The sequence below is a fragment of the Paenibacillus sp. JT22N15 genome, assembly GCF_059383755.1.
In genome coordinates this window covers 19,907-35,627 of record NZ_JBXENV010000012.1, presented here as the reverse complement: position 1 = coordinate 35,627, position 15,721 = coordinate 19,907, and the positions used below count along the sequence as shown (strand labels likewise).

Here is a 15,721-nt window from a genome sequence, read left to right as displayed (position 1 = left end):
GGGTTGGTTATTCTGCTTATGTCATTGGTTTATTTGCCTAGGGAGCAAGTGGTATCGGCGAGAGCGGTTGTTCAAGAGTTCGCCGCAAGCTCATCCGTTAAAACGGATAACGCCCTTACAAGAGCTGAGGCGGCCAGCATGCTGAGCCGGGTTACCCAATTGCCAAAGCCTGACATGGCGGATGTAGCGTCGGTATTTCCTGATCTGGACAAGCATAGCAGCCGCAGCGATGTGCGCAAGCTCGTTGCCCTTGGAATGATTGCGAAAAATGACTACCCCAAAGGCTTCCAGCCTGACAAGGCGGTGACCCGCTTTGAAATCATGAAATGGATGGCTAGCGGACTTGCGGTGTCCGACGAAAGCTTCAAGCAAGCGTTGGCGGATACGGTGAATACGCTGCTGCCTACTCCTGAGACTTATAAAGGCGGCATTGCGGACAAGCAAATTCCGTACATCGCCGTTATTCGAGGAACGGGCATTATTACAGGGATGCAGGATGGCACGTTTCGGCCCGCTTATCCCGTTTCGAAGGCTGAGCTGGCGGCCAGTCTGCTCCGCTATAAGCGAGTGGAGGGCACCAAAGCGGAAGGTTATCAGGCTTTAAATGAGCTGCGGGAAGTGGGACTAACCGGCAGCAATCTGAGTAGCATTACGAAATTCAAATACGAAAGAGTAACCTATTTTAACAATGACGGAACCTACAAGCCTGAAGCTGTTGCAAGCGCGGGGATTGACCTGGAGCAGCACATTGATGTCAGCACCTTGGAGCCCTATCTGCGCATTCCGGGCATAGGATTGGATTATCACCATTTTGTAAATGGCTATAGCAAGCGCTACAAGTTCGTTAGGCTGGAGGAGCTGGGGATGAGCCTGAAGGATGCGATAGCAGATGCATATGACACAGGATATATGCCGCATCTTGGGGTAGAGGATCCGAGCAAGCTTAGCCAGAAGGATTTGAATTTGATATTGTCACACGAGGATGCTACTTTGAAGGTTGAGGGGAGCAGAATGCCGTTTACCTCCTTTGCCGATGTGGTCGACAGCCCTATCAAGGCCAAGAAGGTCGCTACGGCCAAGCTTCACCGAATGATTTTCGTCGATGTTCCCGTGACGGGCAAAGGGGAAGCGAAGGGTGTTTATGCGAACTATTTTGCCGATTCCATTGCAACTTGGCGCAAGCTTGATAATAGTGTTTACATGGCCTTCACGGAAATGACGATCCAGACCCATGCGGAGAAAATGGATCTTATGGGCTTCTACAACGCCATTGGCAATGGGAATGGGAACGGATTTTTTAAATTCAGCCGTCTCGCTCCCGAAACGATGGACAAAAACGGGCTGACTACCGTTCCGATGGCTACTTCCACTTATTTTACTAAAGACAGCGTCAGACGCTTTTGGACCTTTGGTACCTATCTAAAAAAATACCGTGATCCAGTCCACCTCACGACTGACTCAGGCGCTTACTTTAGAGCGTATTACCAACCTTAATCGAAGCACCCCTTGTCCTCTCTCTATGAGAGTGAAGGGGTGCTTTTTCTCTTGCTGCTCATAGGATAAACGGAAGGTGTGCCTATTCGGAGCAACTACCTTGCATAACAATGTATATAAATATATAATGCAGTTTAGGAGGTGACACCTTTTGCCAATTGAGAAAGAGATTTTGAAGGGGTATATCGATATTATTATTCTTTCGTTGCTGTTTGAAAAAGATATGTACGGTTACGAGATGGCTAAAATGGCTCATCATAAATCACAATTTGAATTAAAAGAAGGAACGATGTATTTGTCTTTGAAAAGAATGGAGAAAAACGGGCTTATTGAATCGTATTGGAATGACAGCGAGTCGGGGGGAAGCAGAAGGAAGTATTATAAAATTCTTTCTGAAGGCGTAGAGCGATTGAGGCAGAAAAAACAGGAGTGGATTGAAATTAATCAAGTGCTTTCCACTTTTTTGGAAGGGGTCGAATAATGAAGCAAGTTGATGTATTTATTGATGAGCTATACCAAAATGTACGGGATACCGCTCATGTGAGAGAGCTTAAGGAAGAAATGCGTGCCCACTTACTTGAGTCCATAGGTGAATTGCAAAGTCAGGGTCTTTCTTTGGAAGAGAGTATTCGAACGGCCTTTGAAAAATTCGGCGATGTAGATAAACTAAAGAAGGAATTAACCGAAAATGATGTGATTCGCCAAACGAGAGCAAGTAGATTTTTAGCGCTCATTGTTATACTTGGTGTTTTAGGCTCCGCTATTTTACTTCTATATAGCATGTGGAACGACAATATTTCACAAAATAAAGTAAATCAGGTTTTTGATGAGGTAAAAATATTCGCTAATAGTGATAAGGAAATGTCGGAGGAGCTTCTAGCCGATATTTTGACAAATAATGCGAGCATTTCGGCAATCGGGTTTAAACGGGTTCCTGCTGGCAAAGCAAGTCTAGAGTATCCTTATGAATATATTTATCCGGCGAGTACACCTATCGATTCTTATGGGGAATTTGCAAATTCTTCACCGAACGGCATTTGGTTTACGAACAACTATAAATATTCATTGCAGGCTCAAGGCAAGAATAGCCATGCAGATATTGCTGTTGATGTGATGCTATGGAAATTTTCAGATAAATTTTATTTAGTAGGTTGTGGACTGCTTATTTTATATTGGCTGCTCTTTATCGTCTGGGCAACTACAAATTTGTATGTCAATCATACTCAAAAGAAATGGAAATGGCTTGTCATCTTTACTTTATTCAATGTAATTGGTTATTGGCTGTACATCGATGAAATTAAATCAGCGCAACTGCGAAGGTCCTGGCTTTATATCAAAATGATTGCATGTCTCGCCGGATTATATATTGGATATCGTGGCATAAAATTGATGCTTTTGCAGACAAGAAGTGAAAATATGGTTATTAATGAATTAGGTATTGATGTCCCATTAAACACACAATCGCTTGTTATTTATGGAGCTGCATTCGTATTAGCGGGTATTTTTCTAGTTCTCATTCCCTTCAAGATTCATAATAAACTGGTTTGGAAAAAGGGATAACAACAATCACCAACCGTTATCCTTCCGTTATCCGTATGCTGCTTAAAGCATAAAACAAGGGCTATCCCCGGAACGTTTAGTTCCAGGAATAGCCCTTGCTGTATTTTAATCGTAAGCATCTCAGGTTGTTAGATCGTTTTGACAGCCGGAGCAGCCTGTGTCTCTACTGCATCAGGAGCAGCCGTTCGCTGGAGTTCTTGATGAAATGATGTCCCAACTAGGACTTACTGTTCTATTTTTGGATACCTATAGCATACTCTGGGTATATATGCCAATTGGTACCTATATGGTATTTATGGCATTAATTTCATTAAATGGTTGAAGCTTATAACTAGGAGGGATCGTTTATGGAAAGGCCTATTGGGATTATTGTGTCAGAACCACATGCTTTAGCAGGGCAAGGTAGTCGTTCAAGTGGAAACTTCTCTACGGAATGGTTTGGAGGTGCCCATGTCATGTTGGTTGAAGTAACGGTCGATGGTCAAATTGATGATACGATAACTTTCAATATTGCCGAAGATAAAAGTGGCAGTGATCCTGTTAGAGCTCGTGATGTGAAGAATAACTATCAAGTGGGATATATAGGAAGTAACTCGTTATACATTTGTGAGGTTAGATGTCCAGCGAATAAGAATTTTATGATTACATTTAAACCTTATGTCAACTAAATAATTCAAAATGAATTTTTATGAAAATAGTCCATTAAATTTAGGGGTGTGAATCATGAACAGACCAATCGCTGTTGTTGTATCCAGTAATACAGTTTTAAATGATGAAAGAAGTCGCACAAGCGGTAATTTTTCGACGAAATGGTTTGGCTCATGTAAATATATGGAGGTTGAAGTGAGCGTAAATGGTAAAATTAATAATGATATTAAATTCAGCATGGCTATTGATATTAATAATGGAAACGATGTTACGAAATATAATGACGTCAAAAATGGTTCTAGAATAGATTATTATGATTCAAATACTTTTTATATTTGCGATGTACCTTCAAGTCAACGTGAAAATTTTATGGTTAAGTTTTTTCCCGTTTAGGAGCAAGGTACAGCTTGTTCAATTAACGTAATTGTGAAGGAGAAAAGGGATGTCTCCGACCGTTAGGCTCGGGGCATCCCTTGCTAAAGCATACAGGAAAATGGAAGATTGAGTGGAGATATCGGTACGAATTGTTATTTCACTGGGCTGACAGGTGCCGTCGGTGCTTCCGCAGCGGCTGGGTCAGCCTTACGTGCTGGCTGGGCTTGCTTCTCCACCTGCTCAGCAGGGGCAAGCGCTGCTGCTTGAAGCGCTGCTTGGTTAAGCAAGCTCCACGGCTTGTTGTAATGCGGCTGGAAGAAGAAGTCGACGAAGCCAACCTCATCAATCGTCATGCGGTTTTGGATGCATACCGACATCGTATTCATCATTTGCGTCAGATCGGCCTTCGATAAAATTTGTGCGCCGACGACACGCTCGCTGTCCGCTTCATAAACGAATTTTAGCGTGACCTCCTCAAACGTTGGCATAAATTCCGGACGGTAGTTTTCAACGATTGTGACAGTTTTCACATTCATTTCAGCAGCAAGTGCAGCTGTTTCAGTCAAGCCCGTCGATGCAATGTTGTAGTCAAAAAGCTTAATGGCCGACGTTCCTTGCGTGCCTAAATATTTCACGCGCGGCTGCAGCAGGTTTTTGCCGATAAGCGTTCCCATCCGGACCGCATTCGTAGCGAGCGGAATGTACGCATGCTGGCCAGTCGGGTTGTACATAACGGCACAGCTGTCTCCGGCTGCGAACACATCAGGCTTGCTGGTGCGCATATATTCGTCGACGATAATGGCGCCATTCGGCAGCATATCGACTTGGCCTTTCAGCAGCTCTGTATTAGGACGGAAGCCAATGCACATAATGACAAGATCGGCTTCGTATTCGCCTTTGGTCGTCAAAATCTGTTTCACTGCTCCGTTTGTACCCTTGAAGCCCGTAACGGTCTGGTCAAGCGCAAGCTCGATGCCATGGGCGACGAGATCCGTTTCGATCACATCGGTGTATTCCTGATCCAAATATTTGTACAAAATGCGATCCATATTATCAATCAGCGTCACCTGTTTACCCAACTGCTCGAATGCTTCCACCAGCTCGATGCCGATATAGCCCGCACCAATGACGGCAATGCGGCCCGCATATTTCGCTTTTTCAATAATCGTTTGGGCGTGATTGTAGTTTTTGCATAACAATATATTTTCAAGCTCCATGCCTTCGAGCTTTGGAATAATCGGCCACGAGCCCGTTGTCACGACGAGCTTGTCAAAGCTGTTTTCAAACGTTTCATTCGTCAGCAGATTGCGGACGGTGACGGTTTTTGCATCGGTATCGACGTTCAGCACCTCATGCTGCATATGCGTTTGAACGCCCATTACGGCAAGCTGCTCAGGCGAAGCATAGAAGAGCTTGGTCGGATCTTTGACGACGCCTCCGACATGAAGGGCGATGCCGCACGACAGGAAGGAAATATTGTCATTTTTCTCGAAAACGGTAATTTCCGCCTCAGGGTGGAGCTTGATAATCTGATTAATTGCGGCAGTTCCTGCATGTGTACATCCAATAACGGTAACCTTCATAGTAGGGCCTCCTCGAGTATATGTGAATGTTTTCACAACCATAATGTCTAATGTGAAATGATTCACAATGTGTTGTTGGTATTATCATAAAACATTCGATGCCTGAAAACAAGGTCGGAATTGTGAACTTTTTCACAAGGTATGGCATAGCCCGTTCGAGCCATGTTCAAGCGGGTTATTTTCAGCGACAATAAAGGTGTACAATATATAAGTAGAAAAGTGCGGCAGTGTTGCAAAGCTAGATAGAATGAGAAAAGAGGGAAGGGCATGACCCAGCCGGTTCGAATATTGATTGTGGATGACCATCATCATGCGCGCGAGGGCATACGGGCGATTTTGCAGGCGGAGCCTTTGTTTGAGGTCGTCGGCGAGGGATGCAGCGGGCTTGAGGCGCTTGCGCTCACCGAGCAGCTGATGCCGGACTTGATATTGATGGATATTAATATGAAGGAGATGGACGGGCTCGAAGCGACGAAAGAAATTAAAGCCCGCTACCCTTATGTGAAAATCGTGATTATAACCGTATCGGATGATATTACGCATCTGTTCGAGGCGCTTAAGAAGGGCGCGCAGGGCTATTTGCTCAAAAATTTAAATCCCGGCGCCTGGCGCGAATATTTGAAGGCCATTGCACTGGACGAAGCACCTTTGTCACGGGAATTGGCGCAGCGGATTTTGCAGGAGTTCGCCCTTGCAGGTGCGGGCAGACAGCAGGCCGAGGAAAGTCCGCTCACGGCGCGTGAACAGGAAATTTTGCGCTGTGTGGCGCAGGGGGCGGCCAATCGGGACATTGCCGGCATGCTGATGATTTCGGAGCATACCGTGAAAAACCACCTGAAAAACATTTTGCAGAAGCTCCATCTGGACAACCGTGTGCAGCTGGCGAAATATGCATTCGAGCAAGGGTATTTGCGGGACTAAAGCTCAGCGCAAGCGACGCGCTTGTAATCTTCTAATGAGGGGCTAATGCTTGACCAGTGCCAGCGATCCGTCATCAAAGGTTCACAGCTTGGTCGCAAAGCTGATGCAGAATAGCCCTTTGTAGTCATTCTTTCCCTGAGGGCAGGCCGATATAATAGGATTTAGTTATCCAATATCGATGCTCAGGGGGCTATTTTAATGATCATTTGGAAAAAGAAACTGGCAGCCGCAGCGCTTGCCGCAGTACTAACGTTCAGCGTATCGGCGACCGCGTTCGCCCATGACGGCTGGACGCAGACGAATGCGCCGATTATTGCGCAGGGTGAGGTTGCGTACGTGGATTTGCTTTTCGGCAACCACTCGAACGATCACAAGAGCTATCGCATTACCGGACAATGGGGCGTAGACAGCTCAAAGGTTTATGTGACTTCTCCGGCAGGCGTGAAGACGGACATTACGTCTACGCGTTTTTACACAGGTGAAGCAGCTACAGAGACGGAGCCAGCTGTAAACAATGGTTTTATCGCTTCCTTCTCGGCGGCATCTCCCGGAGCTTATATCGTGACGGGCGAATCGGACAGCGTGAGCACGACCTCGCTCAGCCGCTCGATGCGCAGCGCGAAATCGTTCGTCGCGATCAGCGATCTTCCTCTTATTGCGCGGGTCAGCGCGCTGAAAGGTTTTGCAAATCCGGTGAGCCTTGACCGTGCGGAATTCGTTCCGCAGTTTAATCCGGCAGCTGCCCTGCCAGGGCAGGAAGTAAAGGTGCAAATGCTGCTGAAGGGCAAGCCGGTAGCGGATGCCGAAGTGTCGCTTATTCGCCGCAGCAACTCCGAAGGGCAGACGCTGACAACGGATGAGAATGGCATAGTGACTTATAAAACGGGAGCAGCCGACTATTATTTGCTGCGTGCTTCGACGTCAACGGATGAGAGCAAAGAGGGCGAATATACGAAGGTCAATTATACGGCAACGATGACCTACACGGTGCAAAATGCAGGCGTTAAGCTGCCTGCAGGTAAAGTCAGCCCTATTCCTTATGTCTACGTCGATGGCAAGCTCGTATCCAGCGACAGCCTGACCGTTGTAAAAGGCTCAACGAACGCCAGCGCTGATTTCCTTAAACAGTATATTGATCCAAGCTATAGCAGCAAAAATCCCGCTTCCTTGCGTCAAACAGCAGAGAAAGCGGGAGCGGTTGTCGAGTTTTTGCCAGCAGTTGGCGACACTCGCGCAGCTGTACTAATTTACACGAAAAAATAGAAGGCTTTAAGCGGCAGCAAGCCCCAGTGTTTTGCCCGCCATGGAACATCAATTGAAAGCAGCTGCCCGAAACGCGCAGCACTGCTCACGCATAGCGGGGTCGCCATCATTAGGCGGCTCTGTTTGCATGAGAAGGAAGGAGAGGCGAATGATTCCTCATAAGTTAAAAATAAACCTGCTAGCGCTGGCGGCGCTGCTGCTGTTTATGCTTTGCAGCCCGGCCCTTGCGGACGCGCATGCGAATATGGAGCGTTCGACTCCGCTCCAGGATGCCGAGCTCAGCGAATCTCCTTCATCGATTCGCATCCAGTATACGGAAGAGTTTGATCCGGATTTAAGCCGGATTGTACTGGAGGATGAGGCAGGCAATGCGATTAAAGGCAAGCTGTCTGCGGAGAAGGATAGATGGCTCGTGTATACGATTCCGAAGCTGTCGCCCGGTATTTATAAGGTGAAATGGCAGGTGCTGTCCGTGGACACACATGTCACGGACGGTTCCTTCCGCTTTGCGGTCGGCGTGCCGCTCGCTTCGACGAAGCCGAGCGATACGATCTCGCTCGACGGCGGCGCCAGCAATGCTTCGCCGTCACCAACTGCCACGGCGAAGCCAAGCGCATCAGCCTCGCCGAGTGGTGCCGGAAGTGGGAGCTCTGGAAAGGGCAACGACGCTTCATCTGGAGCGGCTGGACAGCCGGGCAGCGGAAGCTCCAGCAGTGGCAATAGCGCCACAGGAGGTAAAGGCGGCAGCTCGCAGGGGGGCGGTGCCGCTAACGGCAGCAGTGCGGGAGGCACGGCGTCTGGCGGAACAGCGGGGAGCGGCAGTTCCTCAGGGGGCAGCAACGCCGCGGATGGAACGGTAAAAGGCGGAGGCTCTTCTGCCGGAACCGGAGCGTCAGGAGGCAAGACGAATGGCGGCGGAAGCAGTTCGACGAGTCCATCATCAAGTGCTGGCGCAGGAGACGGCGGAGCAATTGGAAGCAAAGCGAATTCAGGGGCTATAGCAGCTGAGGGTTCAGCCGTCTCTGGCCAAGTAGGCACTGGCGGCAATAGCTCGGCAACGGGGCTGGGGGAACAAAACGGCCCGGCTGGAGACGGGAGCGGCGAAGCATCCGCAGGAAGTGAAGAGGTAGCAGGCTCTTCTAATAATAGCGATGGGGAATCGGCAAGCGGAGAATCTGTTGAATCGGCTAACGGCAAGCAGCAAGCTGCAACGGGTCTTGATCCGTCTATCACTGCAACCGATTCGCCTGCTGCGACGGAAGGGGATTCAACCTCTGGCGAGACGGCGCAAGCAGCGGATGCATCGCATGGGCATTCCATGTCTGGCGAACATGGATCAGCCGTTCATGGAGCCGATTCCGACATGGAAATGGATGCGGACGGCAATATGATCGGCCATTCGGGCAACCATGATGCCGAGCATCAGACCGATTGGCGGACGGTTATTTACACGCTGCTGCGAGTAATTGAGGTCATTGCAGCAGCTTGCATGGTCGCTTTTTTATATGCCAGATATGTGCTTTGGTCACGCGCTGATGGCTCAGCAATTCCAAAGCTGCTTAGCAAGCGAAGCGAGCGCCTCTTATTTATAGGTGCGGCAATAGCGCTTGGCGCCACAGGATTTGTCCACATATGGCTGTTGGCGGAGCAGCTAAGCGCATTCGATATGGGCAGCGGCAGCACGTTGTACCAGAAGATTTTATCCGCGACGATGGTGGGACGTGCAGCATGGCTGCGGCCGGCATTGGCGGCGCTTATGCTGCTGCTGGCTTATGCGCCGCAGCGCGATGAACGCTGGGTAGCGCCGCTGAAATGGCTCATGGCCTTGCTGCTGACGGTGCTTTACCCATTAACGGGCCATGCCAATGCCTCCCCGTTGTTTTCGGCAGCGGTATTGTCGCATATTGTGCATATTTGGACGGCGGCGATTTGGTTTGGTGGTCTGATGGCTATTATTAGCGCCACCTTGAAGGCTAGTTTTCCGAGTGTCGAGGAACAGCAGCAGACGCTGCACGAGATGATCAAGCGATTTTCGCGGGCCGCGCTGCCGATTATTATTTTGCTGGCAGCTACAGGCATCATCTTGTCCTTGCAGCGGCTTAACGTTTGGACGGAGCTTGCAAGCAGCAGTTACGGCCGCTTGGTTCTGCTAAAAACGCTGCTGCTGGTTGCCGTTATCGGCATTGGGGCTTACCACCGGTTTGCCCTAATGCCGCGTTTGGCAGCAGGGTTGGGAAAAGGAGCAGCAGACAACAGCTCCGCTCATCCATTTGTTCAGGCGGTGCGTATAGAAGCGCTGCTGGCGCTTGCCGCTTTTATCGTGGCTGGCATGCTGTCTTCCACCGCGCCGCCAGAGCAGCCTGTCTACGCTGAACCTGTCTACTGGCATGTGATGGGCGATAAAGCCCATATGTCCATGCGAATTAAGCCTGAAGAGCAGGCTTATCAGCTTGATGTGTGGCTGCCGACTGGCATGGGCGCTCCAACACAAATAGAAGTACAGGCGAAAGGTGATAGTGGGCAGGGAGAGGTGCAGGACATTCCTTTTTCGTTTAATAAGGGAGGGCCTGATCCTTACGGCTATGAAGGCTTTGACAAATATACATATTTGTCGAAGGCCCCGGTGCCTGCGGTCGGCGATATATGGGATATGACGATTGTCATTACCGATCCAACAGGCGAGAAGCATCGCTATGAGAAGCATATACCTTAATGTGCGGAATGAGCGATAACAGCAAGTGCGTGGCACTGCTATTTTGGCAAACGAACCAAACATAAATGATGAATATGGAATGGTTAGAGGGGCAAATACTGCTCCTCTTTCTTTATTATTATTGCGTGTTAAGGAATAGAAAGGAAATAACGCCTCTAGAATGGAATGATTTAGCATCCGGTTAGATCGTTAAGTAGCATTAAGACTGAAACATTCATTTTTTTTGTTGAAAATTTGTTACATTTGCGATGAAAAATCTATCAATTTCTAAATGAGGTCTGTCGACTATATTACATATACAATAAATACAAGCTGGGGAAATTACATCATGAAGGAGAAGAGAGAGATGAAGAAAAAATTGCAATGGAAGCAAAAGTTCTATATGAGGAGGCTCAGAGGAAGGCTTCTTCTCTACATTTCCCTGATGCTGATCTTTTCACTGCTCGTTTCTACATTCTTTTCTTATACCAATGCTAAAATTCAGCTTCAAGATAAAATGGGACAAACAGCAGCTTCTACCGTATCCTCGCTCAATATGGCGATCGATCAAATCGTTGGGCTTGAGAAAGCCAATGTGAAGCAGCTAGCTTATTTGCTCTCATCGGCAGCCGTAGATGAAAAGGCTGAGACGACTCAGGCGCTTATCGACAATTTTACGGCAAACCATCCAGAGGTGGAAATTGTAACGCTTGGCAATGCGAACGGCAGCTGGATGAAATCGCCGAATCCGGGGCAGGAGGATTATGATCCGCGGGAGCGCTCTTGGTACAAGGCAATTATGGCGGCTCCGGGAGAGGCTATCGTTTCCCCGCCGGGCCTATCAGCAACGACGAATAAGTATACGATTACCGTATCTCAAACATTTGCCGATGGTCAGGGCGGCGTTACGGTTGCTTTGAGCGTAGAAGCAATCGGGCAATTAATTCAAAATGTTAAAATCGGTTCAGAGGGTTTTGTTTATTTGATGGATCAGCAGGGCGTTATTTTGGCACATCCTACGATTGAAGTGGGAACACCGATTAGTAACGAAGGTATCCAGACTATTCTGGAGCAAGATAGCGGGGAGCTCTTTTACAACGATCCGATTAACAATGTGGAACGCAAAGCTTTTTACATCACGAATAAGGATACCGGATTAAAATTGGTCGGCGCTCTGCCAACTGAGGAGTTTACTGAGGCTGCACTGCCTATTTTGCTTAATTCGTTCCTCGTCATGGTCATTTCGCTGGTTGCCGCATTCATCATTTTGTTCTTTATTATCCGGGCAATTACAAGGCCTATTGAGCAATTGAACCGTGCAGCTAGACGGGTAAGCGAAGGCTATTTGCAGGAAAAAGTCGAGACGAAGCGCCGGGATGAAATCGGGGAGCTAGCTGGAAATTTCAACGCGATGGTCGATTCGCTGCGCGGTATTGTAATGGAAGTGGCAGATTCGTCGAATCAGCTGGCCGCTGCCAGCCAGGAGCTTAGCGCAAGCACAACGGAAAATACGAAGACGGTGGAGCTTGTATCGGAACTCATTGGCGGAGCAGCACAAGGTGCGGACAATCAAGCGCGTATGACGGACGAAACGCGCAGAACGATGGAGGAAATGGCGATTGGCATTACAAGAATTGCAGAAGCATCGTCCGAAATTGTGCAATCGTCGAAAGAGACCGAGCAGAATGTCGCAGAAGGCAGCGATAAAGTACAGGAAGTAACGGTTCAAATGAGAAAAATCGGCGAATCCATCGACCAATCCTCCGAGCAGATTGAGCAGCTGCATGATCTTAGCGCACAGGTGACGCAAATGAGTACAGCGATAGCAGGCATTGCCAAGCAGACGAATCTTTTGTCGCTTAATGCGGCCATTGAAGCCTCACGGGCGGGCGATCACGGCAAAGGCTTTGCCGTCGTTGCACAGGAAGTGCAGAAGCTGGCAGACCAGACGAAGACGACAGCCGATCAAATATTGGAGACGATTGGCCAGATGACGAAGCTGGTTGCAGCTACTTACGATATGATGAAATATAAAGTTTCCGAGGATATGCGGGGAGGACTGCGCATAACGGAGGAAGCGGGACAGGCGCTGGCAAGCATTGAACAATCCACGAGGCTGATAGTCCAGCAAATTCATGATGTATCGGCGGTGACGGAGGAAATGTCGGCAAGTGCCGAGGAAGTAGCGGCGTCGATTCATGAGGTTTCGGGCATTGCAAACGAGTCGTCACAATCATTCCGCCAAGTGACGCAAGCTGGCAATCAGCAGCTTGATGCGATGGAGGGCATTTCTTCATCGGCAGTCGGCTTATCTGAAATTGCTTCCGAGCTGCAAAACAAAGTAGGCAGCTTTAAGTTGTAAGCTGCGGCCGCACGATAGCACGATAGCACGCCTGATTAGCGTAGAAAAGATATAAAGACGGAATTAAATATAAAAAAAGCCGTCCTGCATAGCCTAGTGGCTGCCATGCAGGACGGCTTTTTGCTTATGTTGCGCGGCTGTCTGCTATTGTCAAAGCCAAACATCGCAGCTGTAGCTTCGCGAACAGAACAGCCTATTAACGCTTAAGCGGGAGGTTACCCGAGCTTGGAAACGGCTTGCTTCATTTGGTTAAGCGCTCGTTCCAGCACCGCTTTCGGGAAGCCGACGCTCATGCGAAGAAAGCCTTCTCCATTGCCGCAGGAGGAGCCATCCCTGAACGCAATTTTTGCCTCCCGCATAAAATAAGGGGCAAGCTGCTCCGGAGGAAGGCCCAGCTCACGAGCATCAAGCCATAATAAATAGGTGGCTTCCGGCTGAATGAGCTTGATTTGCGGAATGTGCTCACGCAAATAGTCCCCTACAAACCGTACATTCTCCTCCAGGTACGCAACGAGCTGATCTACATAGTAGCCGCCATGCCAATAGGCAGCCTCCAATGCCACTATGCCGAACACGGGACGGTCAATCGCTTTGTTGTTGATAAGGGCAATGCGGAAAGCTTCACGCCAGCGGTCATTAGGAATGATAGCGGCAGATGCGCGCATGCCTGCGAGGTTGAACGTTTTACTCGGATTGACGGTGACCATGCATTGCTGAGCGATTTCTTCCGAAATGGCTGGCAGCGGAATGTGGGTAAACGCCTCGTAAGCCAGATCAGCATGTACCTCGTCTGCGATAACGAATACATGGTAGCGCAGGCAAAGCTCGGCGATTCTGGTCAGCTCAAGCTTGGTCCAACAGCGCCCGACCGGATTATGCGGATTGCAAAGCAGCATCAGCTTCGTACGCGGGTTGCTTAGCTGGCGCTCCAAATCCTCAAAGTCGATCTCGTAGCGTCCATTGTGCAGCTTGAGCGGATTTTCCGCCTTAATGCGTCCGCTATTATCGATCAAGCTGTGGAAAGCATGATAGACAGGCGTCTGAATCAACACCCGGTCGCCAGGCTGTGTGAAAGCTTGGACGGCAAATACGAGGGAAGAACCAACAGATGGGGAATACTCGACCCATGCTGGCTCTATAGGAAATTGAAAGCGGCTTGCCATCCAATGCTGGACAGCAAGCGCCAGTCCTTCGCTTTCGGCCACGTAGCCAAACATGCCATGGTCTACCCGTGCAGCGAGCGCATCAATAATGGGCTGTGCCGTGGTGAAATCTGTTTCGGCCAGGTGCATAGGCAGTACATCTTCTGGAAATAGGGTATGCATTTGTGAATCGGTATGACGTCGATCGAGCTGTACGCTAAAATTATGTGTGCGAGTCATCGTTTGCCTCTTCCCCTGTCGTCAGTTTTTGGAAAAGACCGTTCCTAAAAATTTCTTCGTCCGTTCCTGCTGTGGTTGTCCAAACAGGCTTTGCGGATCGCCTTCCTCGATAATTGAGCCATCCGCCATAAAGATGACGCGGTCAGCAATTTCTCGGGCGAAGGACATTTCATGGGTCACAATCAGCATCGTTGTGTCCGTATCAACGATCGAGCGGATGACCTGCAGCACTTCCCCTACAAGCTCAGGGTCAAGCGCCGAGGTCGGCTCATCGAGTAAAATCACCGCAGGATTAACGGCCAGTGCACGAGCAATCGCTACGCGCTGCTGCTGTCCGCCGGACAACATGGCAGGATAGCTGTTCGCCTTGCTTGCCAGCCCTACTTGATCCAGCAGCTTGTGGCCGAGTGCTTCGGCATCGGGCTTGTTCATCTTTTTGGTGACAATGAGCGCTTCAATGACGTTTTGCAGCGCCGTTTTATTTTTGAATAAATTATAATGCTGGAAAACCATCGCTGATTTTTGTCTCAAGGCGTAGGCATCCGATTTCTTCAGCCTTCTCGCATCGACCTCAAAGCCATCGATTTCAATATGGCCGGCATCCGGCGTTTCCAGCAGGTTGAGGCAGCGAAGCAGCGTGGACTTGCCCGAACCAGATGGTCCAATAATTGCAACAACCTCGCGGCGCTTCACTTCCAGATTGATTTGCTTCAGCACCTCGTTATCGCCGAAATGCTTGCTTAACCCGCTCACTTTTAGCATAACAGAACTCCTATCGATAAGGCTTGCTCATTGCCTTTTCCAATTTTCCCTGCAGCATGGTCAGCACAATCGTTACGGCCCAATAAATGAGGGCAACGGCGATATAGCTCTCCAAAAAACGGAAGGAGTTGCTGGCCAAAATTTTCGTTTGCGCAAAAATGTCGGTCACACCAACTGTAAAGGCGAGCGAGGACTCCTTGACCAGCATAATCAAATAGTTGCCTAGACTCGGAACGGCAACCCGCATCGCTTGCGGCAAAATGACTCGGCGGAAGCCTTGCCATTTGGTCATCCCGACAGACAGGCAGGCTTCCATTTGCCCGCTGTCGACCGCATTCAGCGCCCCACGGAATTCTTCCGCCAAATAGGCGGCATTTTTAAAGCTGAGGGCAATGATCGTTGCGGTAATCGCATCAATAAAGGTAAATTCCGGAAAAATTTGCGGGATTCCCACATAAAAGATAAACAGCGTAACCAATGTAGGCACCGAGCGGAAGAAGGAAATGTAAACCTTCGCCACCGGTGACAAAATAAAAATTTTATTGTTAATGATGAGCGCCAGCACAATACCCATAAGACAAGCGAGAAGCATCGAGCCGACCGCCAGCATCAGCGTCATCGGCAAATACTTCAGCAGCTTGGGTATCGCTTCGAATATAAACGCTGTATCGAAATTCAT

Annotated in this window: 13 protein-coding genes; 9 read left to right on the top strand and 4 right to left on the bottom strand. The window is 48.9% G+C overall.

What is annotated here, in order from left to right; translation table 11 throughout:
- The first annotated feature begins 18 nt into the window (after window positions 1-18).
- The 5 genes from AC50X8_RS22725 (at window position 19) to AC50X8_RS22705 (ending at window position 4,095) form a co-directional block, all read left to right on the top strand.
- Window positions 19-1,494 carry an S-layer homology domain-containing protein gene (locus AC50X8_RS22725; protein WP_494881653.1) on the top strand — a complete coding sequence of 492 codons (1,476 nt, stop codon included), beginning with the start codon at window positions 19-21 and terminating at the stop codon, window positions 1,492-1,494.
- Window positions 1,495-1,645: 151 nt separating this feature from the next.
- Window positions 1,646-1,975 carry a PadR family transcriptional regulator gene (locus AC50X8_RS22720; protein ID WP_056037353.1) on the top strand — a complete coding sequence of 110 codons (330 nt, stop codon included), beginning with the start codon at window positions 1,646-1,648 and terminating at the stop codon, window positions 1,973-1,975.
- Window positions 1,975-3,054, top strand: coding sequence for a permease prefix domain 1-containing protein (locus tag AC50X8_RS22715; protein WP_494881651.1), 1,080 nt, complete (start codon window positions 1,975-1,977; stop codon window positions 3,052-3,054). Before AC50X8_RS22720 ends, AC50X8_RS22715 begins: the two co-directional genes overlap by 1 nt.
- A 347-nt stretch (window positions 3,055-3,401) precedes the next feature.
- Entirely contained in the window at window positions 3,402-3,722 is a 321-nt protein-coding gene (locus AC50X8_RS22710) for a hypothetical protein (protein WP_056037347.1), read from the top strand.
- A gap of 55 nt (window positions 3,723-3,777) precedes the next feature.
- A complete protein-coding gene (locus tag AC50X8_RS22705; RefSeq protein ID WP_056037344.1) occupies window positions 3,778-4,095 on the top strand; it encodes a hypothetical protein in 318 nt (105 codons plus the stop codon).
- Between the two features lie 134 nt (window positions 4,096-4,229).
- On the opposite strand, the gene AC50X8_RS22700 is transcribed toward AC50X8_RS22705, so the two are convergent.
- Window positions 4,230-5,660 (bottom strand): FAD-dependent oxidoreductase, encoded by a 1,431-nt coding sequence (locus tag AC50X8_RS22700; protein ID WP_494881649.1) that lies wholly within the window; start codon window positions 5,658-5,660, stop codon window positions 4,230-4,232.
- Between the two features lie 267 nt (window positions 5,661-5,927).
- Here AC50X8_RS22700 and AC50X8_RS22695 point away from each other — a divergent pair, with 267 nt between their 5' ends.
- From AC50X8_RS22695 to AC50X8_RS22680, 4 genes are all read left to right on the top strand, one after another.
- Window positions 5,928-6,581 carry a response regulator gene (locus AC50X8_RS22695; protein ID WP_494862369.1) on the top strand — a complete coding sequence of 218 codons (654 nt, stop codon included), beginning with the start codon at window positions 5,928-5,930 and terminating at the stop codon, window positions 6,579-6,581.
- Window positions 6,582-6,779: 198 nt separating this feature from the next.
- The gene (locus tag AC50X8_RS22690) at window positions 6,780-7,844 is read left to right on the top strand and encodes a DUF4198 domain-containing protein (RefSeq protein WP_056037337.1); all 1,065 of its coding nucleotides are present in this window, start codon (window positions 6,780-6,782) and stop codon (window positions 7,842-7,844) included.
- A gap of 148 nt (window positions 7,845-7,992) precedes the next feature.
- Entirely contained in the window at window positions 7,993-10,557 is a 2,565-nt protein-coding gene (locus tag AC50X8_RS22685) for a copper resistance CopC/CopD family protein (RefSeq protein ID WP_494881640.1), read from the top strand.
- 346 nt (window positions 10,558-10,903) lie between these two features.
- The gene (locus AC50X8_RS22680; RefSeq protein WP_494881638.1) at window positions 10,904-12,898 is read left to right on the top strand and encodes a methyl-accepting chemotaxis protein; all 1,995 of its coding nucleotides are present in this window, start codon (window positions 10,904-10,906) and stop codon (window positions 12,896-12,898) included.
- A gap of 215 nt (window positions 12,899-13,113) precedes the next feature.
- Here the strand turns inward: AC50X8_RS22680 and AC50X8_RS22675 are convergent, their stop codons facing one another.
- Genes AC50X8_RS22675 through AC50X8_RS22665 form a run of 3 tightly spaced genes read right to left on the bottom strand, consistent with a single transcriptional unit; the run spans window position 13,114 to window position 15,721 of the window.
- Window positions 13,114-14,280, bottom strand: coding sequence for a MalY/PatB family protein (locus AC50X8_RS22675; RefSeq protein WP_056037329.1), 1,167 nt, complete (start codon window positions 14,278-14,280; stop codon window positions 13,114-13,116).
- A 21-nt stretch (window positions 14,281-14,301) separates the two neighbouring features.
- Window positions 14,302-15,042 (bottom strand): amino acid ABC transporter ATP-binding protein, encoded by a 741-nt coding sequence (locus AC50X8_RS22670; protein WP_056037326.1) that lies wholly within the window; start codon window positions 15,040-15,042, stop codon window positions 14,302-14,304.
- Window positions 15,043-15,052: 10 nt separating this feature from the next.
- The gene (locus AC50X8_RS22665) at window positions 15,053-15,721 is read right to left on the bottom strand and encodes an amino acid ABC transporter permease (protein ID WP_056037323.1); all 669 of its coding nucleotides are present in this window, start codon (window positions 15,719-15,721) and stop codon (window positions 15,053-15,055) included.

Excerpts from the sequence above, each read along its gene's own strand:
- AC50X8_RS22725 (WP_494881653.1), top strand. The coding sequence starts at position 19 with ATGTCATTGGTTTATTTGCCTAGGGAGCAAGTGGTATCGGCGAGAGCG.
- AC50X8_RS22715 (WP_494881651.1), top strand. The coding sequence starts at position 1,975 with ATGAAGCAAGTTGATGTATTTATTGATGAGCTATACCAAAATGTACGG.
- AC50X8_RS22710 (WP_056037347.1), top strand. The coding sequence starts at position 3,402 with ATGGAAAGGCCTATTGGGATTATTGTGTCAGAACCACATGCTTTAGCA.
- AC50X8_RS22705 (WP_056037344.1), top strand. The coding sequence starts at position 3,778 with ATGAACAGACCAATCGCTGTTGTTGTATCCAGTAATACAGTTTTAAAT.
- AC50X8_RS22700 (WP_494881649.1), bottom strand. The coding sequence starts at position 5,660 with ATGAAGGTTACCGTTATTGGATGTACACATGCAGGAACTGCCGCAATT.
- AC50X8_RS22695 (WP_494862369.1), top strand. The coding sequence starts at position 5,928 with ATGACCCAGCCGGTTCGAATATTGATTGTGGATGACCATCATCATGCG.
- AC50X8_RS22690 (WP_056037337.1), top strand. The coding sequence starts at position 6,780 with ATGATCATTTGGAAAAAGAAACTGGCAGCCGCAGCGCTTGCCGCAGTA.
- AC50X8_RS22685 (WP_494881640.1), top strand. The coding sequence starts at position 7,993 with ATGATTCCTCATAAGTTAAAAATAAACCTGCTAGCGCTGGCGGCGCTG.
- AC50X8_RS22680 (WP_494881638.1), top strand. The coding sequence starts at position 10,904 with ATGAAGAAAAAATTGCAATGGAAGCAAAAGTTCTATATGAGGAGGCTC.
- AC50X8_RS22675 (WP_056037329.1), bottom strand. The coding sequence starts at position 14,280 with ATGACTCGCACACATAATTTTAGCGTACAGCTCGATCGACGTCATACC.
- AC50X8_RS22670 (WP_056037326.1), bottom strand. The coding sequence starts at position 15,042 with ATGCTAAAAGTGAGCGGGTTAAGCAAGCATTTCGGCGATAACGAGGTG.
- AC50X8_RS22665 (WP_056037323.1), bottom strand. The coding sequence starts at position 15,721 with ATGAATTTCGATACAGCGTTTATATTCGAAGCGATACCCAAGCTGCTG.